General features: G+C 67.0%; 19 protein-coding genes. 14 read left to right on the forward strand and 5 right to left on the reverse strand.

Annotated features, from left to right (window positions below; all coding sequences use genetic code 11):
• Nucleotides 1–66: 66 nt before the first annotated feature.
• The 3 genes from gdhA to trxA all read right to left on the reverse strand — a co-directional run bounded on the left by gdhA (nucleotide 67) and on the right by trxA (nucleotide 3,088).
• Nucleotides 67–1,407, reverse strand: a complete 1,341-nt coding sequence (gene gdhA, locus WBG56_RS01810; RefSeq protein WP_424264836.1) for an NADP-specific glutamate dehydrogenase — start codon at nucleotides 1,405–1,407, stop codon at nucleotides 67–69.
• 12 nt (nucleotides 1,408–1,419) lie between these two features.
• Nucleotides 1,420–2,676, reverse strand: a complete 1,257-nt coding sequence (gene rho / locus WBG56_RS01815; RefSeq protein WP_424264837.1) for a transcription termination factor Rho — start codon at nucleotides 2,674–2,676, stop codon at nucleotides 1,420–1,422.
• A gap of 85 nt (nucleotides 2,677–2,761) precedes the next feature.
• Complete coding sequence (gene trxA / locus WBG56_RS01820; protein WP_322998635.1) at nucleotides 2,762–3,088, reverse strand: thioredoxin TrxA; 327 nt, start codon at nucleotides 3,086–3,088, stop codon at nucleotides 2,762–2,764.
• 153 nt (nucleotides 3,089–3,241) lie between these two features.
• Here trxA and WBG56_RS01825 point away from each other — a divergent pair, with 153 nt between their 5' ends.
• The 13 genes from WBG56_RS01825 (at nucleotide 3,242) to WBG56_RS01885 (ending at nucleotide 20,181) form a co-directional block, all read left to right on the forward strand.
• Nucleotides 3,242–5,203: a DNA topoisomerase IV subunit B gene (locus WBG56_RS01825; RefSeq protein WP_424264838.1), complete on the forward strand. Its 1,962-nt coding sequence runs from the start codon at nucleotides 3,242–3,244 to the stop codon at nucleotides 5,201–5,203.
• A 9-nt stretch (nucleotides 5,204–5,212) separates the two neighbouring features.
• Nucleotides 5,213–7,522 carry a DNA topoisomerase IV subunit A gene (gene parC, locus WBG56_RS01830; protein ID WP_424264839.1) on the forward strand — a complete coding sequence of 770 codons (2,310 nt, stop codon included), beginning with the start codon at nucleotides 5,213–5,215 and terminating at the stop codon, nucleotides 7,520–7,522.
• Nucleotides 7,523–7,641: 119 nt separating this feature from the next.
• Entirely contained in the window at nucleotides 7,642–8,685 is a 1,044-nt protein-coding gene (locus WBG56_RS01835; RefSeq protein ID WP_424264840.1) for a CDP-6-deoxy-delta-3,4-glucoseen reductase, read from the forward strand.
• On the forward strand, nucleotides 8,682–9,935 hold the full coding sequence (locus WBG56_RS01840; RefSeq protein ID WP_424264841.1) for a D-amino acid dehydrogenase: 1,254 nt from the start codon (nucleotides 8,682–8,684) through the stop codon (nucleotides 9,933–9,935). The genes WBG56_RS01835 and WBG56_RS01840 overlap by 4 nt, the downstream gene beginning before the upstream one ends.
• Before the next feature lie 3 nt (nucleotides 9,936–9,938).
• On the forward strand, nucleotides 9,939–11,255 hold the full coding sequence (locus WBG56_RS01845; protein ID WP_424264842.1) for an extracellular solute-binding protein: 1,317 nt from the start codon (nucleotides 9,939–9,941) through the stop codon (nucleotides 11,253–11,255).
• A gap of 143 nt (nucleotides 11,256–11,398) precedes the next feature.
• Nucleotides 11,399–12,301 carry a TcpQ domain-containing protein gene (locus WBG56_RS01850; protein WP_424264843.1) on the forward strand — a complete coding sequence of 301 codons (903 nt, stop codon included), beginning with the start codon at nucleotides 11,399–11,401 and terminating at the stop codon, nucleotides 12,299–12,301.
• Nucleotides 12,298–13,890, forward strand: a complete 1,593-nt coding sequence (locus WBG56_RS01855) for a hypothetical protein (protein ID WP_424264844.1) — start codon at nucleotides 12,298–12,300, stop codon at nucleotides 13,888–13,890. The genes WBG56_RS01850 and WBG56_RS01855 overlap by 4 nt, the downstream gene beginning before the upstream one ends.
• Before the next feature lie 2 nt (nucleotides 13,891–13,892).
• Complete coding sequence (locus WBG56_RS01860; RefSeq protein WP_424264845.1) at nucleotides 13,893–15,146, forward strand: hypothetical protein; 1,254 nt, start codon at nucleotides 13,893–13,895, stop codon at nucleotides 15,144–15,146.
• The gene (locus tag WBG56_RS01865) at nucleotides 15,130–15,618 is read left to right on the forward strand and encodes a hypothetical protein (RefSeq protein WP_424264846.1); all 489 of its coding nucleotides are present in this window, start codon (nucleotides 15,130–15,132) and stop codon (nucleotides 15,616–15,618) included. Before WBG56_RS01860 ends, WBG56_RS01865 begins: the two co-directional genes overlap by 17 nt.
• Nucleotides 15,615–17,297 carry an ATPase, T2SS/T4P/T4SS family gene (locus tag WBG56_RS01870; RefSeq protein ID WP_424264847.1) on the forward strand — a complete coding sequence of 561 codons (1,683 nt, stop codon included), beginning with the start codon at nucleotides 15,615–15,617 and terminating at the stop codon, nucleotides 17,295–17,297. The genes WBG56_RS01865 and WBG56_RS01870 overlap by 4 nt, the downstream gene beginning before the upstream one ends.
• On the forward strand, nucleotides 17,285–18,409 hold the full coding sequence (locus WBG56_RS01875; protein ID WP_424264848.1) for a hypothetical protein: 1,125 nt from the start codon (nucleotides 17,285–17,287) through the stop codon (nucleotides 18,407–18,409). Before WBG56_RS01870 ends, WBG56_RS01875 begins: the two co-directional genes overlap by 13 nt.
• A gap of 40 nt (nucleotides 18,410–18,449) precedes the next feature.
• Complete coding sequence (locus tag WBG56_RS01880; protein WP_424264849.1) at nucleotides 18,450–19,115, forward strand: type 4 pilus major pilin; 666 nt, start codon at nucleotides 18,450–18,452, stop codon at nucleotides 19,113–19,115.
• Nucleotides 19,105–20,181: a hypothetical protein gene (locus tag WBG56_RS01885; RefSeq protein ID WP_424264850.1), complete on the forward strand. Its 1,077-nt coding sequence runs from the start codon at nucleotides 19,105–19,107 to the stop codon at nucleotides 20,179–20,181. The genes WBG56_RS01880 and WBG56_RS01885 overlap by 11 nt, the downstream gene beginning before the upstream one ends.
• Before the next feature lie 56 nt (nucleotides 20,182–20,237).
• On the opposite strand, the gene WBG56_RS01890 is transcribed toward WBG56_RS01885, so the two are convergent.
• Nucleotides 20,238–20,741 carry a cysteine hydrolase family protein gene (locus tag WBG56_RS01890; RefSeq protein ID WP_424264851.1) on the reverse strand — a complete coding sequence of 168 codons (504 nt, stop codon included), beginning with the start codon at nucleotides 20,739–20,741 and terminating at the stop codon, nucleotides 20,238–20,240.
• Between the two features lie 95 nt (nucleotides 20,742–20,836).
• On the opposite strand from WBG56_RS01890, the gene WBG56_RS01895 reads away from it, so the two are divergent.
• Nucleotides 20,837–21,769, forward strand: a complete 933-nt coding sequence (locus WBG56_RS01895; protein ID WP_424264852.1) for a GlxA family transcriptional regulator — start codon at nucleotides 20,837–20,839, stop codon at nucleotides 21,767–21,769.
• 24 nt (nucleotides 21,770–21,793) lie between these two features.
• Here the strand turns inward: WBG56_RS01895 and WBG56_RS01900 are convergent, their stop codons facing one another.
• Complete coding sequence (locus tag WBG56_RS01900) at nucleotides 21,794–23,050, reverse strand: urate hydroxylase PuuD (protein WP_424264853.1); 1,257 nt, start codon at nucleotides 23,048–23,050, stop codon at nucleotides 21,794–21,796.
• Between the last annotated feature and the right edge of the window lie 41 nt (nucleotides 23,051–23,091).

Below are 23,091 nucleotides of genomic sequence, written 5' to 3' on the forward strand. Positions count from 1 at the left end.
CGACGTGAAAAAAGCTCCCGAGGGAGCTTTTTTCACGGATGCGGCAACATCAGTGGGTGGGGCATATCAGTACACCCCTTGGGCCAGCATGGCGTCGGCGACCTTGACGAAGCCGGCGATGTTGGCGCCATTCAGGTAGTTCACCTTGCCGTCATGGCTGCCGTAGCGCACGCAGTTCTGGTGAATGTCGCGCATGATGGCATGCAGCTTGGCATCGACCTCGTCGCGCGTCCAGTGCAGCCGCTGGGCGTTCTGGCTCATTTCCAGGCCCGAGACCGCCACGCCGCCCGCGTTGCTGGCTTTGCCCGGCGCATACAGGACGCCGGCCGCGATGAAGGCTTCGATGGCCTCGATGCTGGAGGGCATGTTGGCGCCTTCGGCCACGCAGCGCACGCCGTTGGCGATCAGGGTGCGGGCGTCTTCGATTTCCAGTTCGTTCTGCGTGGCGCAGGGCAGGGCCACGTCCACCGGCACGTGCCAGGGGCGTTTGCCGGCCTCGAAGGTCAGGCCGAATTCCTTGGCGTATTCCTCGATGCAGCCGCGCTTCTCGTTTTTCAGTTCGATCAGGGCCGCCAGCTTTTCAGGCGTGAAGCCGGCCGGATCGACGATGCAGCCGCGTGAATCGGACACGGTGATCACCCGGGCGCCCAATTGCATGCATTTTTCGATGGCGTACTGGGCGACGTTGCCCGAGCCCGACACCGACACCGTGTAGCCTTCCAGGGACTGGCCCGCGTGCCTGAGCATTTCTTCCGCGAAATAGACCGTGCCGTAGCCGGTGGCCTCGGGGCGGATCAGGCTGCCGCCAAAGGCCAGGCCTTTGCCGGTGAAGACGCAGCCGCTCTGGTTGGACAGCTTTTTCATCATCCCGGCCATGAAGCCGACCTCGCGGGCGCCCACGCCGATATCTCCGGCCGGCACATCGGTGTCCGGGCCCAGGTGGCGGTAGAGCTCGATGATCAGGGCCTGGCAGAAGCGCATGACTTCGGCGTCGGACTTGCCCTTGGGGTCGAAGTCGGAGCCGCCTTTGCCGCTGCCCATGGGCAGGGTGGTCAGGGCGTTCTTGAAGGTCTGTTCGAAGGCCAGGAATTTCAGGATCGACAGGTTCACCGAGGGGTGAAAGCGCATGCCGCCTTTATAGGGGCCGATGGCCGAGCTGTGCTGGATGCGAAAGCCGCGATTGACGCGGGTGCGGCCGGTGTCGTCCATCCAGCAGATGCGGAATTGAAAGGCGCGTTCGGGCTCGACGATGCGTTCGAGCAGAGCCTGGCTGGCGTAGCGCGGGTTCTGCTGGATGAAGGGCCACAGGCTGTGCATGACTTCTTTGACGGCCTGCATGAATTCGGGCTGATGAGGGTCGCGTGCCTGCAGCTGGGTTAGAAATTGATCGACGGAAGGAAGACTCATTAAGGTGCTCGCTTATTTCTTCATCATGTCAAAAAATTCGGCGTTGTTTTTGGTGGCCCGGATTTTGTCCAGGATGAATTCCATGGCGTCGATCTCGTCCATATCATGAATGAACTTGCGTAGCACCCAGACTTTTTGTAAAAGTTCGGGTTTGATCAGGAGCTCTTCGCGACGCGTGCCGGATTTGTTCAGGTTGATGGCCGGATAGATGCGCTTTTCGGCCAATCGCCGTTCGAGGTGCACTTCGGAATTACCGGTGCCCTTGAATTCTTCGTAAATGACTTCGTCCATGCGGCTGCCGGTTTCGATCAGGGCTGTGCCGATGATGGTGAGCGAGCCGCCTTCTTCCAGGTTGCGGGCGGCGCCGAAAAAGCGCTTCGGGCGCTGCAGGGCGTTGGCGTCCACGCCGCCGGTCAGGACCTTGCCGGAGGCCGGCACCACCGTGTTGTAGGCGCGCGCCAGGCGGGTGATTGAATCCAGCAGGATCACCACGTCCTTTTTCAGCTCGACCAGGCGCTTGGCCTTTTCGATGACCATTTCGGCGACCTGCACGTGGCGGGTGGCGGGTTCGTCGAAGGTCGACGCCACGACTTCGCCGCGCACGGTGCGCTGCATTTCAGTGACTTCTTCCGGGCGCTCGTCGACCAGCAGCACGATCATCACCGCGTCGGGATAGTTCGTCGTGATGGCATGCGCGATGTGCTGCATGATCACGGTCTTGCCGGATTTCGGGCTGGCGACGATCAGGGCGCGCTGGCCTTTGCCGATCGGGGCAAAGATGTCCATGATGCGACCGGTGATGTTTTCCTTGCTCTTGATGTCGCGTTCCAGCACCATCGGTTCATCGGGGTGCAGCGGCGTCAGGTTCTCGAACATGATCCGGTGCTTGATGGTCTCGGGCAACGTGCCGTTGACCTTGTCCACCTTGACCAGGGCGAAATAGCGTTCGCCGTCTTTCGGGATCCGGACTTCGCCTTCGATGGAATCCCCCGTGTGCAGATTGAAGCGGCGGATCTGGGACGGCGAAATGTAGATGTCGTCGGTACTGGCCAGATAGGACGTTTCGGGCGAACGCAGAAAGCCGAAGCCGTCGGGCAGGACTTCCAGGACCCCGTCGCCGAAGATCTGTTCGCCCTGTTTGGCGCGCCGTTTCATGATGGCAAACATCAGTTCCTGCTTGCGCAGCCGGTTGGCGTTGTCGATGTCGAGTTCGGCAGCCATTTCCAGCAGCTGCGACACGTGCAGCGCTTTGAGTTCGTTCAGGTGCATGGGGAAGGGAGAGAAGAAGGAATCGGCGGATCATGCGCGGGCCCGGTCGGGGTCCGCGCACGTCACAGTGGATGACGGAAAAGAATCAGAGAGATTCGTCGAGGAAAGCCTGAAGCTGGGTGCGGGACAGAGCGCCGACCTTCGTGGTGGCGACTTTGCCGTCCTTGAACAGCATCAGGGTGGGAATACCGCGAATGCCGTATTTGGCGGCGCTGTCGGGGTTCTCGTCCACGTTCAGTTTGGCGATGGTGACGCGGCCCTGGTATTTGGCGGCGGCTTCGTCGAGCAGCGGGGCTACCATTTTGCAGGGGCCGCACCATTCGGCCCAATAGTCGACCAGGACAGGCAATTCGGATTGGAGCACGTCGGCCTGGAAGGACGCATCGCTTACGTGCTTGATGGAGTCGCTCATAGTGCGGTTAGTGTGCGCAGATATTAGGAAAGGAAGGCAGGGGGCCGGATGAAATACCGTCGCGCAGCGGGGCGCGTGGGGCCCGATGTCGCTAAGCATACCATTATCTTCGTAAAATGGTGGCCTTTTTGATTGCTAATAACGGACACCACAGTGAGCACAGCACGCTACGACGAGTCTTCGATTCGCGTCCTGAAAGGGCTGGAACCGGTACGCCAGCGCCCGGGGATGTATACGCGCACCGATAATCCGCTGCACATCATCCAGGAAGTCATCGACAATGCGGCCGACGAAGCCCTGGCCGGGTTCGGGCATCGCATCGCGGTCACGCTGCATGCCGACGGCAGCCTGTCGGTGGAAGACGACGGGCGCGGCATTCCCGTGGGCGAGCACCCCGAGGAACACGCCCCCGTGGTGGAGCTGGTCTTCACCCGCCTGCACGCGGGCGGCAAATTCAACAAGGCCGACGGCGGCGCCTATGCGTTTTCCGGCGGCCTGCATGGGGTCGGGGTGTCAGTCACCAATGCCTTGTCGACCCGGCTGGAAGTCACGGTCTGGCGCGATGGCGGCGAATACCGCATCGTGTTCGCCGACGGCAATGTGGTCGAACCCCTGGCGCAGGTGGGCACGGTGGGCAAGCGCCGCTCGGGCACTCGCGTGCGGGCCTGGCCCGATGCCCGGTACTTCGACCACGCCCAGGTCCCCCTGGGGGATCTGGAGCACGCATTGCGCAGCAAGGCGGTCCTGTTGCCGGGCACGCGCGTCACCCTGACGACCGAAAAGACCGGCCAGCAGCGCGAGTGGCACTACGAGGACGGCCTGAAGGGCTATCTGACTGAAGCCCTGGGCGACACCCCTGCGCTGGTGCCCCTGTTCGCCGGCCAGCAATACGCCGCCGACGACGATGAGCAATATGCCTTGGGCGAGGGCGCCCAGTGGGTGGTTGCCTGGACCGAGGAAGGCGCAGTGGTGCGCGAATCCTATGTCAACCTGATCGCCACCACGGCGGGCGGCACGCACGAATCGGGCCTGCGCGAGGGCCTGTTCAATGCCGTGAAGTCCTTCGCCGAATTGCATAATCTGCTGCCCAAGGGCATCCGCCTGTTGCCGGAAGATGTGTTCGCGCGGGCCAGCTTCATTCTCTCGGCCAAGGTGCTGGACCCGCAGTTCCAGGGCCAGATCAAGGAACGACTGAACAGCCGCGATGCCGTGCGCCTGGTGGGCGGGTTTCTGCGCAACGCGCTGGAATTGTGGCTGCATGCCAATGTCGAATATGGCAAACGCCTGGCCGAATTGGCGATCGGGCAGGCGCAGGCGCGCAGCCGCGCCGCCCGCAAGGTCGAAAAGCGCAAGGGCTCGGGCGTGGCCGTGCTGCCCGGCAAATTGACGGATTGCGAGTCTTCGGACGCCGGTCGCACTGAAGTCTTCCTGGTCGAGGGCGATTCGGCCGGCGGTTCGGCCAAGATGGGGCGCGACAAGGAATTCCAGGCGATCCTGCCCCTGCGCGGCAAGATTCTGAACGCCTGGGAAGTCGAACGCGACCGCTTGTTCGCCAACAATGAAATCCACGACATTTCGGTGGCGATCGGCGTGGACCCGCATGCTGTCGGGCAGGACGTGGACCTGTCGGGTTTGCGCTACGGCCGCATCTGCATCCTGTCGGACGCCGACGTCGACGGCGCGCATATCCAGGTCCTGCTGCTGACCCTGTTCCTGCGCCATTTCCCGCGCCTGATCGAGGAAGGCCACGTCTACATCGCGCGCCCGCCGCTGTTCCGGGTGGACGTGCCGGCGGCCGGCAAACGCCCGGCCCGCAAGCTGTATTGCCTGGATCAGGTCGAACTGGACGCCGTGCAGGAAAAATTGCGCGGCGAGGGCCTGCGCGAGGGCGCCTGGCGCATCAGCCGCTTCAAGGGGCTGGGCGAAATGAATGCAGAACAGTTGTGGGATACGACTTTGAACCCGGATACCCGCCGCTTGGCGCAGGTGCGTCATGGCGACGAAGGCCTGAAGTCGTCGGAACGCATGTTCGACATGCTGATGGCGCGCGGCGAGGCCGGCCAGCGGCGCACCTGGCTGGAAGAAAAAGGCAATCTGGCCGAAGTGGACGTTTAAGGAATGACGATGGATGCCAATACCCCGGATCTGCTGATGGCAGGGGATGACGAAAGCCTGGTGCTGGGACGCTATGCCGAACAGGCGTATCTGGACTATGCCGTGTCGGTGGTGCGCGGTCGCGCCCTGCCGGAAGTGTCGGACGGGCAAAAGCCCGTGCAGCGGCGCATTCTGTACGCCATGGACGCCATGGGCCTGGGGCCGCAGTCGCGCCCTGTGAAATCGGCCCGTGTCGTGGGCGACGTGCTGGGCAAGTATCACCCGCATGGCGACCAGGCCGCCTATGACGCGATGGTGCGCATGGCGCAGGACTTCGTGCTGCGCTATCCGCTGATCGACGGCCAGGGAAATTTCGGTTCGCGCGACGGCGACAATGCCGCCGCCATGCGCTATACCGAAGCCCGCTTGACGCCGTTTTCCGGCTTGCTGCTCGATGAACTGGACGAGGGCACGGTGGACTTCGTGCCCAATTACGACGGCAGCCAGCAAGAGCCGGTCTGCCTGCCCGCCCGCCTGCCCGTCATGCTGTTGAACGGGGCTTCGGGCATCGCGGTGGGCATGGCCACGGAAATCCCTTCCCACAATCTGCGCGAGATCGCCCAGGCCTGCGTGGCGCTGCTGCGCAAGCCGGCGTTGGCCGACGCCGATCTGTACGCCATGATTCCAGGGCCGGATTTTCCCGGCGGCGGGCAGATCATTTCATCCCCCGAGGATATCGCGCAGATCTACGCCAGCGGCCGGGGTTCCCTGAAGGCCCGCGCCCGCTGGCATTTCGAAGACCTGGCGCGGGGGCAGTGGCAGCTGGTCGTCACCGAGCTGCCGCCGGGCGCGTCCGCCCAGAAGATCCTGGAAACCATCGAGGACCTGACCAACCCCAAGCCGCGCGCAGGCAAGAAATCGCTCTCGGCCGAACAGCAGCAGGCCAAGGCGCTGGTGCTGGGACTGCTGGATGCGGTGCGTGACGAGTCGGGCAAGCAGGCGCCGGTGCGCCTGGTGTTCGAGCCGAAATCCCGCGCCATCGACCGCGACGAATTCGTCAATCTGCTGCTGGTGCGCACGGGCCTGGAAGGCAATGTGTCGCTGAATCTGGTGTGCATCGACACGGACGGCCGGCCCGGCCAGCGCAGTCTGCGCCAGGTGCTGGAATCCTGGCTGGCGTTCCGGGCGCGGACCGTGACCCGGCGCACGCGCCACCGCCTGGACAAGGTGCTGGACCGCATCCACATCCTGGAAGGGCGCAGCGTCGTCTATCTGAACGTGGACGAAGTCATCCGCACGATCCGCGAGGCCGACGATCCCCGGGCCGCGCTGATGGACCGCTTCTCGCTGTCCGAACGCCAGGCCGACGACATCCTGGAAATGCGCTTGCGGCAACTGGCCCGCCTGGAGGGCATCCGCATCGAACAGGAACTGGACAAGAAGCGCGGGGAACAGCAGGAACTGCAGCATCTGCTGGACAATCCGGACGCTTTCCGGCGTCTGATGATCCGCGAGATCGAAGCGGATGCCAAGCAGTATGGCGACGACCGCCGCACCCTGATCGAGGCCGCCGACCGGGCCGTGCTGGAAGCCCAGGTGCTGGATGAGCCCGTCACGGTGATCATGTCGCAAAAGGGCTGGTTGCGGGTGCGCCAGGGCCATGGCCATGACGTGGGGCAGTTCAGCTTCAAAGCGGGCGACAGCTTGTACGACGCCGTGGAATGCCGCAGCACCCAGGAACTGACCGCGCTGTCCAGCACCGGACGCAGCTACAGCGTGGCGGTGTCCAGCCTGCCTTCGGCGCGGGGCGACGGGCAGCCGGTCACGTCCATGCTGACGCTGGAGCCGGGCAGCCGCATCGCCCATATGTGGGTCGCGCAGCCGGAGCAGCGCCTGCTGCTGGGGGTGGCCTCTGGCTATGGCTTCATGGCGGCGGGCGGCGATCTGGCCACCCGCCAGCATGCGGGCAAGCAGTTCGTCACGGTGGACAAGGGCGACGCGCTGCTCAAGCCCCTGCTGCTGAAATCCGACGACCAGGCCCTGGCCCTGTTCAGCCGCAAGGGCAAGTTCCTGGTCGTGGCGCTGGATGAATTGAAAACGCTGTCGGGCGGCGGGCGCGGCACCATCCTGATGGGGCTGGACGACGACGACCGCCTGGCGCAATGGGCCGCCGTGGGGCCGGCCGGGGTCGTGCTGCGCGGTGTCTATCGCGCCCGGGACACGGAACTGACCCTGTCCCTGGACGACCTGGCCATGTACACGGGACGCCGCGCCCGCAAGGGCAAGCTGCTGGATGTGAAAATCAAGCAGCCCAGCCTGTGGCCGGGCGCGGGGAACTGAGGAATCCCGGCGGCGGCCCTGGGGGCGCCCTGCGGGAAGCGGCTGAGGGCCGGCGTCCCCCCGTTGGCCTGCGCGCGCGGGGCTAAAATGGTAGTTTGCCCACGTTTCTGGAATCCGTCATGAGTTTCAAGGTCTCGGTACAGCCTGCTGGTCGGGATTTCGCGGTCGAGCCGGGACAGACCATCCTGGATGCGGCCCTGGCCGCCGGCATGATCCTGCCCTACAGCTGCCGCAACGGCACATGCTCCACCTGCCGGGGGCGGGTGGTGTCGGGCAGCTTTGACGCCGGCCCCGCTCCTGCCCGCATCCTGGAGCCGGGCGACCTGGCGCAGGGTTACACCCTGCTGTGCCAGGCGCGGCCTTCGTCCGACGTGGTGATCGAGGCTGATGAAGTCCGCATGAGCGGCGACATCGTCGTGCGCAAAATGCCGGTGCGTGTCCAGGCCTTGGCCCCGCTGGCGGCCGATGTCGTCGAAATCACTCTGCAGCTGCCCTCGGCCGAGGCCTTCCGCTTCCAGCCCGGTCAATACCTGGAATTCCTGTTCAAGGACGGCCGGCGGCGCAGTTACTCCATGGCGTGCGCCCAGGCGCAGGACCATCGGGTCCAGCTGCACGTGCGTCACATGCCCGGGGGGTTGTTCACCGACCGGGTGTTCGGCCGGGGCGACGAGCCCTTGAAGGCCCGCGACATCCTGCGCATCGAAGGCCCCCTGGGGTCGTTCTTCCTGCGCGACGATGAGCGACCCATCCTTTTTCTGGCCAGCGGCACGGGCTTTGCGCCGATCAAGGCCATGATCGAGGGCATGCTGATGCGCGGCGATCGGCGATCGGCCGTGCTGTATTGGGGCGGCCGTCGGCCCTCCGATCTGTATCAGGCTGATCTGGCGCAGGCCTGGCAGGCTCAATGGCCGGGTTTCCGTTTCGTGCCGGTGGTGTCCGACGCGCTGCCTGAAGACGCCTGGGCCGGGCGCAGCGGCTGGGTCCATCAGGCCGTCCTGGCCGACTTCCCGGATCTGTCCGGCCATCAGGTGTATGCCTGCGGGGCGCCGGCCATGGTCGAGGCCGCCCGCCACGACTTCGTGCACCAACGGGGCCTGCCATCCCAGCTGTTCTATGCCGACGCGTTTACGTCCGAGGCCGACCGGGCCGAGGTCCAGGCATGAAAGTCGCGGTATTCGGCGCGGGCATCATCGGGGTGTCCAGCGCCTGGTGGCTGGCGCGCGCCGGCCATGAAGTCGAAGTCATCGACCGGCGCGCCGGGGCGGCGCTGGAAACCAGCCGCGCCAATGGCGGGCAGATTTCCGTCTGCTATGCCGAACCCTGGGCCAGCGTCCACACCTTGAAGAAAGTCCTGCGCTGGATTGGCCGGGCGGATGCGCCGCTGCGCGTCAGTCTGCGACTGAATCCCCGCCAGTGGCTGTGGTGCGCTCGCTACCTGAACGAATGCCGCGCCCCGCGATTTGCAGCCAATCTGCGATCCATGGTGGCTCTGGCGCAGTACAGCCGCGCGACTTTGCGTGAACTGAGAACCGGCCTGGGCCTCGAGTACGATCACCTGGAGCGCGGCATCCTGGCGTTCTATCGTGACCCGAGGGAATTCGAGCACGCGCAGCGCAGCGCCGCCCTGATGCGGGAATTGGGCGTGGACCGCCGGATCGTGGACACCGCCGAGGTCCTGCGCATCGAGCCCGCGTTGGCGGCGGCGCGCGATCCCATCGTGGGCGGGGATTTCACGGCGGACGACGAGTCCGGCGACGTACACCTGTTCACCCGGGCGCTGGCCGAACGGGCGCGGGCGGCCGGCGTGGCGTTTCGCTTCAATACCCGGGTCAACCGCCTGGTGCCGGTCAATGGCCGCATTTCCGTGGCTGAACTGGTCGAACCCGACGGCTTCTTCCGGTCCTTGCATGCCGATGCCTATGTCGTGGCCCTGGGCAGCTTCAGCCCGATGCTGCTGGCCCCGCTGGGAATTTCCTGCCCCGTCTGGCCGGCCAAGGGCTATTCCGCCACTTTTCCCCTGCGCGATCCGGCCGCCGCGCCGATGGTCAGCCTGGTCGACCAGGAGGCCAAGATCGTGACCTCTCGCCTGGGCGATCGCCTGCGCATGGCCGGGACGGCGGAAATCGGCGGTTATTCCCGCGCGCTGGATACGGGACGTTGCAATCAGCTGGTTCAGCATGCCCGATCCCTGTTCCCAAGCGCGCTCGATTTTGATAACGTTCAGTTCTGGTCCGGCCTGCGTCCGACGACACCCTCCAATGTGCCGTTGATCGGTCGCTCCCGCATCCGCAACCTGTATCTGAACACAGGCCACGGCAGCTTGGGCTGGACCATGGGGGCAGGCTCCGGCAGGGTTCTGGCCGATCTGGTTTCAGGGCGCACGCCCGACATTCGATTTCCTTTTTTGGATTGATTCATGATGAATTTCCCCTTTGGTTCCGGCGCCGGGCGTCCGGGGTATCGTGTCGCCTGCGTGCTGGCGGCCGCCGTCGTGGCGGCGCCGGCCTGGGCGGCCACCGACGTGCCGGTCTGGATCAGCCTGGCCGGGCATAATGCCGATGCGTTCCAGTCGCTGGTCAAGGCCTACAACCGCAGCCAGTCCGACGTTCAGGTCAAGGTGCGCACTTTCGACACGCCCGAAGCCCTGAATCAGGCGCTGGACGCCGCAGCCAAGTCCAAATCCCTGCCGGCCCTGGCGCAGATCGGCGACAGCCACACGCTGGAAGACATTTCCCAGCGGCCGTATGTGCAGCCCCTGTATGCCCTGGAAAAGACCGGCCCGCTGAAAAACGTGCGCTGGTTCGTGTCTTCCGACAATGCCTTCATCCATGACGCCAAGGGCCGCCTGATGGCTTTCCCGGCGATGCTGGAAGTGCCGGTCATGTATTACAACCAGGATGCCTTCAAGAAGGCGGGCCTGGTGCCGGCCACGCCGCAACGCACCTGGATGGACTTGCAGGGCCAATTGGTCAGCCTGGCCAACAAGGGCTCGCGCAAGTGCCCGTTGACGTCGGATCTGCCGGTGTCGATCAATCTGGAAAACCTGGCGGCGGTCAACAACCAGTTGTACGCCAGCGCCGACAACGGCCTGAAGGCCAAGGGCCTGCCCAGTTTTTCCTTTGACGTCACCTATGTGCGCCACCTGTCGCTGATGATCAGCTGGGTGCGCTCCGAAATCATGGTGCGCCCGGACGCCGGCATGCGTTCCGTCAGCCGTTTCGCCCAGGGCGAATGCGCGGTGATGATGTCCAGTTCCGGACATATCGGCGAATTCAACGACCAGCGCAAGCTGCACTACGCCGTGTCCGGTCTGCCGTACTACCCGGAAGTCACCAAGGTCCCCGGCAACCCCTTCGTCAGCGGCGCGGGCTTGTGGGTCATGAAGTCCTCCAAACCCGTCACCGATGCCACGGCGGCATTCCTGGGCTGGATGGCCCAACCCGAACAGGCGGCCAGTTGGTACCAGCAGACCGGCTATCTGCCCCTGACCCAGGCGGCCTTCGACACCACGCCTCCCAGCTACTACAAGGACCTGGGCCAGTGGCGCAACCTGGTCGCTGTGTATGCCGGGCGTTCGGCCGTGACCGGGCAGGGCTTCCGCATCCACAACTACCCCGCCATCCGCACCCGCTTCCAGCAGATCCTGACCTCGGCCCTGGACGGCCAGGAGCCGGCCGTCACCGCCCTGAACACGGCCACGGCCGAGGGCAACCGGCTGGCCCGCCAGCGTTAGGATTCCGCTGGGACCTTTTTATCCGTTCGTACTTCCCAGTCTGGCGGCGCTTCGTCCGCCAGGCCACCATAAGCGCCTGATTCCCTGGATCCGGCGCTTTTTTTCGGGCTTGCCGCATCCAGGGGGATTCTTGGAGAAGCGGCATGGTCAGGGTTCTGGGTATGGTGGGGCTGGTGCTGGGTCTGGCGGGCTGCGTCGCGACCGATGCCGGGGGCGGGTGGCGCGCTTGGGCGGGGCTGGGGCCGTCCCCGGGGCGCTATCACTTCGACTGGCGGCTGTCCGGGGATGCCGACCTGGCGCCTCTGCAAGTCTTCGATGACGGGCGCGACACCTGGCTGCAGTATCCGGCGGGCCAGACCGCCCCCGCGCTGTTCGAGCGATCCGCGGCGGGGGACCGCCTGCTGCGGGCGCGGCGCGAGGGCGATTACCTGGTGCTGCGCGGGGTGCCCGATCATCTGCTGATGCGAGGCGGCCTGCTGCAGGCCGAGGCCCGGCGGGTCGCGGGGGGCGCATCGGGCGGTGCGACGGATGATGCGGGCGCCGGGAGCTCCGGGCCGGAAACCGAGCCGGCGGGCGTTCCCCGTCCGGGGCCGGCGCTGCCGATGGATACGGTCGGCGTGCCCGGCATCCCGGTTCCTGCCGCCCCATCGGCACAGGCCGCAGTCGTTCCTGTGGCCGCGCGCCCGGAATCGGCCGGAACGCCCGCCGTCACGGCGCGTCAGCTGTCCGCCAAACCGGCGGTTCCCGTGTCGCATGCCTTCGAGGTCACGCCGGCCGATGGCAATGTGCGCCGGGCCCTGGCCCGCTGGGCCGGCTTGGCGGGTTGGACCTTCGAGGCCGAGCATTGGGCGGTGGATGTGGATATTCCGCTGGCCGGGTCGGCCGTGTTCGACCATGCTTTCCGGCCTGCGGTGCGCGGGCTGCTGGCCGCCACCGAATTGGGGGATCGGCCGCTGCAACCCTGTTTTTACGCCAATCAGGTGCTGCGAGTGGTGCCGCTGGCGCAGCGTTGCGACCGTACCCAGGCGCCCGGAGGCGAGTCATGAGCCCGCGTCTGGTGATCAGCCTGGTGGCGGCGTCTTTGGCGTTGTCGGGCTGCGCCTTGCAGGAACGTTTGCGTCAGGCGGCGCAGCATTACCGCCAGACGGATCATGCCGTCGGGCAAGGGCATGAACGTTTCGCGCGTTCCCTGGGCGATGCCGACCAGCGCCGGGCGGCTCAGGAGATCGACAAGCCCTGGGTCGCAGGGCGGGCGCAGCCGCTGGCTCGGGAACTGTCCTTGCCGACCGCCTTGCGGACCCAGGTGCGCACCACCTTGCTGTTTGCCGACGGCACGGACGATCTGCGGCGGATTGCCCGGCGGATTTCCGCGGTTACGGGCATTCCGGTGCACGTCCGTCCGGATGCCTTGTTGCCGTCCTGGCACTTTCTGCCCCGGCTGGCTGGCGCCGCGGGTCCCGGCGCCCCGACCGCGAACGCCGACCAGCCTTTCGATCTGGCGTCCGCCCCGGCCCCTCTGCCGCAGATCCTGGACCGTCTGTGCGCCCACCTGGGCGTGCGCTGGCGCTATGCCCAGGGCCGCATCGAATTCTTTCGCACCGACACGCGGGTCTTCAATGTCCGCGCCCTGACGCTGGATGCCAGGGCGCAGGCCTCGCTGGGCCTGGGGTCCCGCCAGACGGATGGCGGCTTCATCAGCACGTCCAGCACGCGATTGCAGAGCGGGGATCAGGATGTGATGAAGACCGTGCGCGCCCGCATCGAGCCCTTCCTGTCGCGGGCCGGCCTGCTGGTGGCCGAGTCCGGCGCGGGAGCCTCGGTGGTGGTCACCGACATTCCGGATGTGCTGGACCGCATCGCCGTCTACCTGGACCAGGAAAACCGGGCGCTGACCCGGCGCGTCCGCCTGGTCTTCGAAGAACTGACGGTCGCTCTCGACGAGCAGGCGCAGGCCAGCCTGGACTGGAACGTGGTGTTTTCCGGCGCCCGCCTGGCCGCCAGCCTGGCCATGCCCACCCTGGCGACCGGGTCGGTGGGCCGCCTGGGCATCGGCTTCACCCAGGGGGCCATGACGGGCAGCGAGGCGGTCATTCGCGCGCTGGGGGAGTCCGTGCATCTGGTGCGCCGCAGCAGCGTGCCGATGCTGACCCTCAATCGCCGCCCGGTCACGCATGCGGTGCGCACCACGTTTTCCTATATTGATCGGGTGGAAACCACGCCCATCTCCGGGGCCAATGGCCTGGCCGTGCCGGCCATCTCGGTGAACCAGAAGGAAGAAACCGTCGGGTCCTTGCTGACCCTGGTGCCCGATGCGCAGGAAGACGGTCAGATCCTGTTGTCGCTGGCCTATGACAACACCGTGGCGCAGCCCCTGAAGACGGTGACCTTCGGCGACCGGGACAATCCCCTGCAGTTGCAGCAGTTGACGGTCGAAGGCAATGGGACCGTGCAGCAGCTGGCGCTGCAGCCCGGCCAGCCGCTGGTGGTGTCGGGCTTCGATCGGCAGCAGTCCGAGGCCGGCGAGCGGCGCCTGAATCCGGGGCTACCGGCCATCCTGGGGGGCGGGGACCGGCTTCATTCGCAGCGACTGGCTACCGTGCTCATCATCACGGCCCAGGTCGAAGAGGGGCTGTGATCATGACGGCCACGCGTCTCGTCCGGGTCGATCAGGTACCGCTTGCCTTCGGGATGGACTGGATCCCCGTGCTGGGTGAACCTGATTTTGCCCAGGCCCAGGCGCGCCGCGAAGGGGCTTCTCACCGGGTGCTGTCGGGGAATCCGCCCGCCGCCCTGGGGCTGGCCCGGGGCCTGGCGCAGCGTCAGGCTTGTTGGTCGGCGGCCGATCTCTGGGCGCGGCAGCATCCCCAGGGCACCATGGCCTGCTGCATCGCGCTGGATTCGCAGACCTGGCATGTGCTGGCAAGCCATGAAGGGGTCGTCCTGGCACGAGCGGACCGGGGGTATCCCGATCCTGGCCTGGCCGATCAGGCCCTGGATGCCTTGCGTCTGGCATACCCCCGTTTGCAGATTCTGCACCATGAGGCGGACGGTGCGGCGTTGCTGCGCGATCTGGCCCGGCAGGCGGCAATCGTTGCGCCGCTGGTGCGGGTCGGCCGACGCCGCGCTCTGCCGCTGGCGACGGCGCTGGTCCTGCTGGCCGGGGCTGGGTGGTGGGGGTGGGGCGGCAAGCAGGCGATGCCGGTGGATACCGGCGCGGATGATCGACAGGCCTGGGATCAGGCTTTGACGCAGGTCCTGGCCCGCCGCCCCCTGCATGGCGGGCCCGGGACGCAGGCCTTGTTGCATGCCTTGTCCGCCCAGCCGGCGCGTCTGGCCGGCTGGGTGCTGCAGCAGACGCGCTGTCAGCCAGGTTCCGGGGCCGGCTGGCAATGCCGCAGCGAATATCGACGGCTGGATCCGCGGGCCGACAATCGCGGCCTGCTCCAGGCGGCGCCAACCGCCTGGCAACTGGAATTCCCGACCCTGGACCGGGCCCAGGCCGTCTGGACGCTGACCTTGACGGGTCAGCCGGCCGATCCGGTCCGTTTGCCGGTTTCCCGCCTGATCGCTCGCGATTGGGCCAGTGCCTTGCAGGCGGTGTTGCCGGCCTTCACCACCCTGCGTCTGGAAGCGCCCCAGGCGCTTCTGGTGCCCGCGCCTCAGGATGCGCAGGGCCGGGCGTTGCCCGAGCCGCCGGATATGCCTCGTCTGGCCTACCGGGCGCTGAAGGTGGAAGGCCCCTTGCGTTCCGCCGGACTGCTGGTGCCGCTGGCGCACTCCGTCTCCTGGCATCAAGCCGTGCTGTCGCACGCGCCGGGCGCGCGTCCCGGTTTGAAAACCAGCCGTCTGATCTTGCACCTGGAAGGATCCCTGTATGAAAACCGTCACTGATCGCCGGAAGCTCCACGCGCTCCGCCGCTGGGCCTGTGTGTGCCTGGTTGGGGGCGGGTGGACGTCCATGCCGCTGGCGCAGCCCGCGCCTCCTTCGCCCGCGCTGGCATCGCCGCCTGCGGAATCCTGGGAAACGCAGTCGGTGCGCGAGCTCATGCAGCAGGATCTGCGAGAGGCTTTGAGGGATTCCCCGCCGGGTTCCGCCGGCCGTCCCCCGGATCGCGCGGCGCGCGCACCGCTGGCGCCGCGCCTGGTCGCGCTCTATGGGGTCGGGCGGGTGCTGATGGCGGAAGTCCAGGTGGGGCGGCGCGCTTACCTCTATGTGCGGGGCCAGGCCTTCCCGGCCGGCCACGCCGGGGATCCGGGGGTCTATCAGCTGCGGGGGATGAATGGCGCTTGCGTCCAGCTGGAACGCGGCGAGGACCGTCATTCCCTCTGCCTGCGCATGCTGCTGGGCGGGGAACAGCCATGAAGGCCTGGGCGTCCGTGCTGCGGGTGGCCGAGCCCGCCATGCCCTTCGACGCGTCGGCGGCCGTGGCCATCGAGCATCCGGAGCAACTGTCCGCGCTGCAGCCGCCGCTGCGCCGGGTCATGGCGCGGCAGTTCGGCGTGCAGGCGCTGGCCGATCGGATCTGCCCGGTGGAACGGGCCGATGGCAGCATCACGTTGCTGGCCCGGGCTGAATATGTGGGCGCCGATCAGGCCGATGCCCTGGTGCGGCGCATCCAGTCGACGGGCTGGCGCCTGTCCGATCCCCCGCGGTATGTCTTGCCGGCGGCGCTGTTGCTGGCCTTGTCGCGTGATTCCGGCGCCGTCATGGCCTCCGCCTCGGCGGCGGATCGTACGCCGACGGCGCTGGCCGGCGTGTTCCAGGATCTGGTGGAATGGGGGGTGCGCCAAGGGGCGACCGACCTGCATCTCAATGCGCATCGGGATGCGCCGGAATCCGAGATCCGCTATACCGTGGCGGGCCGCTACATCGCGCCGGAGCGCTTCCGGCGGATGCCCACCGATCTGTTGCTGGATGTGCTGTCCGTCGCCTGGATGGACATCCAGGGCGGCAATGGCGCGGTCTTTGATCCCACGTTGGAACAGCAGGGCAGCCTGTCGCGTCGGGTGGATGGTCGGGCCTATGTGCTGCGCTGGGCGTCGTTGGCCGCGGATCGCGGGCCCAGCGTGTGTCTGCGGTTTCTGGCGCGCGATGGGCATGTCCGGACCGCGGGCCTGGATGCCCTGGGCTACCGTCCCGATCAGGTGGCGGGCTTCGATCGCGTCATGCGCTCCGAAGGCGGGGCGATCGTGCTCGCCGGCACGGTGGGCTCGGGCAAGTCCACCACGCTGGCGGCGCTGATCCGGGGGCTGCCGGACCAGCGCAAGGTCATTACCCTGGAAGAACCGGTGGAATACCGGATCGCCCGGGCGGTGCAGAACACGATAGGCCGCGACCTGGATCAGCAGGCGCATGGGCGTTACGCCGCGAAATTGCGGACCCTGAAGCGCTCCGCCATGAGCGACGTGTTGCTGGGGGAAATCCGCGATGCGGAAAGCGGCCTGGCCTTCATGGACTTGACCGGTTCGGGGGTCAACGTCTATACGACGGTGCATGCGCCGTCGGCGCGGGCCATCGTCGATCGCCTGTCCTCGGCCTTCATCGGCGTGCCGCGCGATTTCCTGCAGACGTCCGGCGTGTTGAAGCTGCTGGTCTTCCAGGCCTTGCTGCCGCAATTGTGCGCGGCATGCGCGCGGCCGGCCGAACCCGCCGAACTGGCGCGGCAGCATCCGGGGGCGCCCCGGGACTGGAGGCGCTGGCTGGGCTGGATCGAGCAACTCTGGGGCATTCCTCCCCAACGGATGCGCATTCGCCATCCGCTGGGCTGCTCCCGCTGCAGCCTGCCTCAGTTGCCGGAGCTGGCCGGCTATGACGGCCGGACAGTCGCCGCCGAATTGGTCGAGCCCGGCTTGCATCCCGACGCGCTGGCGGCCGATATCGGGTATCTGCCGGATCCGGTCCATAGCGCGATGGCTCACGCCATGCTCAAGGTCGGCGCGGGGCAGGTCGATCCACGCGACGTCGAGGGACGTTTCGTGGCGTTTGAGACCCTGGTGCTGCGTCGTCGGCATCGGGCGGGAGCGGCGGCATGTTCAGACTGAATCCGCTGTCGGGGCCGTTATCGGGTTGGCGCGTTCGCCTGGACGCCTGGCGGTTTGCAACGCAGCGGGCCGATTATTTCGAGTACCTGCATGCCGTGCTGGCGGGCGCGCAGGGGCGGTTGACCATCCGGGAATTGTTCGATCGGGATGCGCGGCGCTATGGTTCGACGACGGTCCGCGGGCGCCTGTCGCGCCGCTGGTCGATCGCGTGCGAAGCCAGTGGCGGCGACCTGGATGCCACATGGCGCGGCTGTCTGCCGGCGGATGAGCGCGCCCTGGTGCGCGTCGCGCAGACTTTCGGCAACACGCGGCTGCTGGCCTGCTTCCAGGCACTGGCCCAGCATCTGGGCCTGTTGATCCGGATGCGTCAGCTCTTGTGGGCGACGCTGGGTGCGGCGGCCGCATCCCTGGTGGTGGTCAGCGTCCTGCTGCTGGCTGTCCCCGCCTGGACGGCGCCCGCCCTGCAGCAGGCCTTTCAGGGCCTGCCGGCCGCTTTCCACGGGGAATGGACGCGCGCCCTGTTTGCCTTTGCGCGCGGCTTGCGCACCTGGGGGGTCTTCGTGCCGTTGGGGGCGGCGCTGGCCCTGACGGCTGGTTTGCTGACGTTGCCGCGTGCCTGCGGGCCGTGGCGCCGGAAGCTGGATCGGATCGGGCCGTGGCGGCTGTACCGCCAGGTTCAGGCGTTGCGCCTGCTGGCCCTGGTGTCGATTCTGCTGCAGCCGGGGATGGGCAGTTCCTCCCAATTGCGTCCGGTGATGCTGCTGTTTCTGGAGAGCGCCAATCCGTGGCTGCGGACGTATCTGCGGCGAAGCGTCCGGCGCATCGATCAGGGGTTGGCGGGCGCGGCGGCCTGGGATACGGGGCTGCTGGACCGTGAACTGTATTGGTATCTGGATGACATGGTGGCCGCGCGCGGCCTGTCGATGGGCCTGCAGGCGGTCCACGAGCGCATGCGCGTGGTCTGGCTGGTCCGCATCCGGAGGCAGGCCGAGGTCCTGCGCTGGCTGGCCTTGCTGTCAGGAGTGGCCGTCGTGATGGGCATCGGGGTGTGGCATTACGCCGTCATCGATGAACTGCGCCGGGCCTGGATGATGTTTCAGGCCAGCCAATAGGGGCTGGCCTCATCGCCGCCGCAAGCGGCAAGGGGGCACTATGCAGCATCAAGGTCGTCAGTGGATGGAAGAGGCCGGCCATCCGGATCGCCACCGGGGGCGGCGCTGTGGCGCCGGGCAGGCCCGGCATGCATGGCAGGATGCCGAGAGGCGCGCCGCCTCCCGGCAGCAGGCGCAGCGGGGATTCTCCCTGATCGAGGTGTCGATCGTCACGGCCATTGTGCTGCTGATCGCGGTGATCGGGATCCCCGCCATCGGCGGCTATGTGCTGGAAAACAAGGTCCCCAAGGTCGGTCAGGAACTGGCGCGTTTCGTCATGCACACGCGCGTCAATGCCGGGACCTCGGGGGATCCGCCCTATGCCGGGATCGGGACGACGAACCTGGCGACGATGGTGGCGGATTCCACGGTGCTGACGCGCGCGGCCGACGGGACCATCCTGCATGGCCTCGGGGGCGGCGGCGCCATCGAAGTCGAACCCGATGACGCCGGCGCCGGTTTTTTGCTGCGCCTGTCGCGGGTCAATCATGTGGCCTGCCCGTCGATTGCCTCGGTGCTGCAGCGAGTGGCCGACCGCATCACAGTCAGCGCCGATGGGGGCGCGACCCGCACCGTGAAGGATGATGCCACGCCCTACAGCGCCTTGTCCGCTGAATCAGCCTGCGCCAAGGGCGATGCCAATCAGTTCGTGTTTTATGTGCGCTGATCGGCGCGGGCAGCGCGGTTCCCTGCTGGTGGAGTTCATGCTGGTGACGGCGCTGAGTCTGGCATTGGCGGTCTGGGCGGGGCAGGACTGGGCGCAGCGGGCGCGGACCCTGCAGGCGCAGGCCTTGGCGGTCTGGATGGAGCCCGCCCATGCGGCGGCTCAGGCCTACCTGCAGCGGCATGCCGCCGCCCTGCGGCAGGCGGACACCCCGCAGGCGCTGGCAGCCCACGGGATTGCCGACTGGACGGCTCCCGAATGGGCGGAACTGCAGGCGGCCGGCCTGCTGCCCTCGGGGTGGCGGGACATCGGTCCTTTGCGTCAGACGCTGGCATTGCGGGTGTCGCGCGCCGGGTCCTGCCCGCAGTCCCCCTGCCAGGTGCAGGCTCTGGTGGGCACCCGCGCGGGCCTGTTGCGGCCGGACGGCCGGATCGACGAGGCGCTGGTGGCCGAGTGGCTGCTGGCGGCACAAGGGCGGGGCCTGGTGCTCTGGCCGCATGATCCACAGCATTTCCGGGGGGCGGGGCGGCGCCTGGGCCTGCCTCCCGGTGTGTCGTGGGTGTCCGGCGGGGTGGCGCTGGCGGCGGGACTGGTGGTGTCGGATGGCTCCGCATCCGCCGAGGGCGGCGAATCGGAAGATCATGCCGATTTTCTGCGTGTCGGGGATCTCCGCGATCCGGATTTTCAGGGGGAGGCGTCAGTGCTGGGCTCGATCCGCAGCGGCGCCTGGCTGCGGGCGCAGGATGGCCTGTTGCTGGAGCAGGGCCGGACGGGCAACACCCCCTGCGCGGTAGAGGGGGCGGTGGGGCGGGATGGCCGCTATGCCGGCCTGCTGATATGCCGCCAGGGGATCTGGCAGGAACTGGCGCGTCCGGCGGGTGGCGGCTACATGATCAGCAGTCGCCGGGGCTGTTTCAGTTCCACCGGGCAGGCGACGCTCAATCCGTTGACGGGCAACTGCAGTTGCCCGCCCGGGTATACCGGGATCCAGATCGCCGAAAGCGGATCCCTGATCGCCCCGGAGGGGCTGACGCTGGGATTCGTCTGCCAGCCCAACAGCCATGGGTGAGGGCGCCGGACGCGAGCTGCCTGCCGGGCGGCCCCGGGGCGCGCGGCTGGCAAGCGCTATGACCAGATCTCGCCGGACTTGCGCACCGTCAGCTTGGAACGCAGGGCGCTCAGGGCGATCCGGTGCACGACTTCCGTCGGCGCTGCGCACAGATCTTCCAGGACGGCGACCTCGAAGGGCTGAGCGTCCGCCGACATGGCGGTGAAGACCACGCAGTTCTGGGTCATCATGCCGCACACCAGCAGCGTGTCGATGCCTTCCAGGCGCGCGCTCAGGTCGGTGCCCTGGAAGGCGTCCGCGAACTGCTTGACGACCACCGGGGCGTCCCCGGCGGCGGCCAGGATGGCGGGCCGGATCTCGGAACCCGGGCTGTTCGCCGCGAACAATCCGGTCGCCAGAGGCGAGACATGCCGGATCAGCACGATGCGGTCCCCGGCCTCGCGGGCCTTGGCGATGGCCTGGACGATGCGGGCTTCCGTTTCCTCGGGGGCGTGCAGCGGAAGCACTCCGCCGGGGAAGTAATCATTCTGGATGTCGATGACGACGAGTGCGCGGGGCATGAAGATTCTCCTGAATAGGGGGTTCGAAAGATCTTACGGTCGCTTGCCGTCCGGATCGACTGGCTGGATGGACATATTTCAATTAAATTCAGCCAATGCATATTGCCATCATCGCCTACGACGCCATCAGCCCCTTCATGCTGTCGACTCCGATCGCCGTGTTCGGGGAGTCTTTTCCGGATGATGTCCACCGGGTGGATGTCTGCGCCGAGCGGCCCGTGATTACGGCGCAGAGGGGATTGACCGTCCAGGTCCGGCATGGGCTGGAGGCCGCTTCCGCAGCGGATCTGCTGATCCTGCCCGGGTGGCGCAATGCGGACGAACCGGTTCCTGACGCGGTGACGCGCGTCATCCGCGCCGCCGTCGATCGCGGTGCGATCGTCGCCGGTCTGTGCCTGGGCGCCTACGGCCTGGCACAGGCCGGCGTCCTCGACGGGCGGCGGGCGACGACGCACTGGGCGTGCGTCCCGGCCTTCGCCGCGCGCTTTCCGCGCGTGCGGGTCGATGCGGGCGCGATTTTCGTGGATGAAGGGCAGGTCGTCACGTCCGCCGGCATTGCCGCCGGCCTGGACTGCTGCCTGCATCTTTTGGCGCGGATTTCCGGCCAGGCCGAGGCCAATCGCGTCGCGCGCCGCATGGTGGTCGCGCCGCAGCGCGGCGGCAGCCATCCTCAGGTGATCGAGCGCCCGGCGCCGGTGTCACTGACCGAGCATCGGGTGGCGGAATTGCTGGATCGGCTTCGGTCGGACCCGGTCGACGTGCCGTCCTTCGAGACGCTGGCCGGGCAAGTAGGCGCCAGTCCCCGCAGCCTGGGCCGTCATATCCGCGCCCGCACTGGCGACAACCTGGGCGGCTGGCTGCGGCGTTCGCGGCTCATGCGGGCGCAGGAGCTGCTGGCAGCAGGCAATCCGATCGAATTGACCGCCACCCGGAGCGGGTTTCCTGACGGGCAGGCGCTGCGGGTGGCTTTCCGGCGCGAACTGGGCATGACCCCGAGCCAATGGATGATGCGGCAGCGCATCGGATAGCACGTCCGATGCGCCGCGCAGGCCTTACTTCCCGTTCCAGGACGCGATGACGGCGCGTTCCTCGTCGGTCATCTTGGTCAGGTTGGCCAGCGGCATGTACCTGTTGCCCACCACCTGCTTGATCTGCGCGGCGTGCTGCAGGGTTTCCGCCGTGGTGTCCAGCATGATGCCGGCCGGAGCGGCGGCGAAGCCGGGCTGGGTGGGCTTGGCCGAATGGCATTCCACGCAGCGGGCGGCAATGATGCCGTGCACTTGTTCGATGGAGACGGCCGCCTGCGCGGCGGCGGGCGCGGCCGCGCCGCCGGCCTGGCTGACCGCCGAAGCTGCCGGAACCGCAGCGGGCGAGGGCGCAGGCGCGGGCGCGGCGATCCAGCCGATGAGGGCCAGCATGATGATGCCGGCGGCCGGGTAGCGCAGGTCGTTCTTGCCGGTGTGGCGCAGCACGAAATACTGGCGGATCACGGCCCCGGCGAAGATGAACAGCGACATGATGACCCAGGCGTATTCATTCGAGTACGTGAATGAATAGTGGTTGCTGAGCATCAGGAAGATCACCGGCAGCGTGAAATAGGTGTTGTGCACCGAGCGCTGCTTGCCCCAGGCGCCGTCCAGCGGATTGGGTTTTTCGCCGGCCTTCAGGGCCTTGACCATGCGACGCTGGCCGGGAATGATCCAGAAGAACACACTGGCCGACATGCAGGTGGCCATCAGGGCGCCGGTGATCAGGAATGCCGCGCGACCCGGGAAGATCTGGGTCGTCAGCCAGGCCACGATCACCATCATGACTCCGACGGCAACGCTCAGCCAGCCGTCGTGGTTCACCGTCGGGCTGATGATGCGGCACAGGCGCGAATACACGTTGTAGCCGATCACCAGGAACAGCACGGCCAGGATGCCGGCCTCGGCGCCGCTCATGTTGCGGGCCCATTCCCAGGGGCTGGCGGGGTTCACCAGGTAGATGTCGGCCTTCAGCAGGTACAGCAGCATGAACAGGCCGAAACCGGACAGCCAGGTGGTGTAGGCCTTCCAGAACGACCAATGCAGATCGTCGGGCAGCTCGGCCGGGTTGGTCAGGTATTTCTGGTTGTGATAGAAGCCGCCCCCGTGGACAGCCCAGAGTTCGCCGTAGACGCCCAGTTTCTTGCTGTGTTCGCCCTTGGGGGCGTGCAGGCTGAGGTCCAGCATGACGAAGTAGATCGATTCGCCGATCCAGGCGATGGCGGCGATGACGTGCAGCCAGCGCAGCAGCAGATTGCCGTATTCCAGGAAAAAGCCTTCCATGGCCAAGTCTCCTCTCGTTTTATTGGATGAATGCCGGGGGA

It is taken from the genome of Castellaniella sp., assembly GCF_049671645.1.
Classification (GTDB): Bacteria; Pseudomonadota; Gammaproteobacteria; order Burkholderiales; family Burkholderiaceae_B; genus Castellaniella.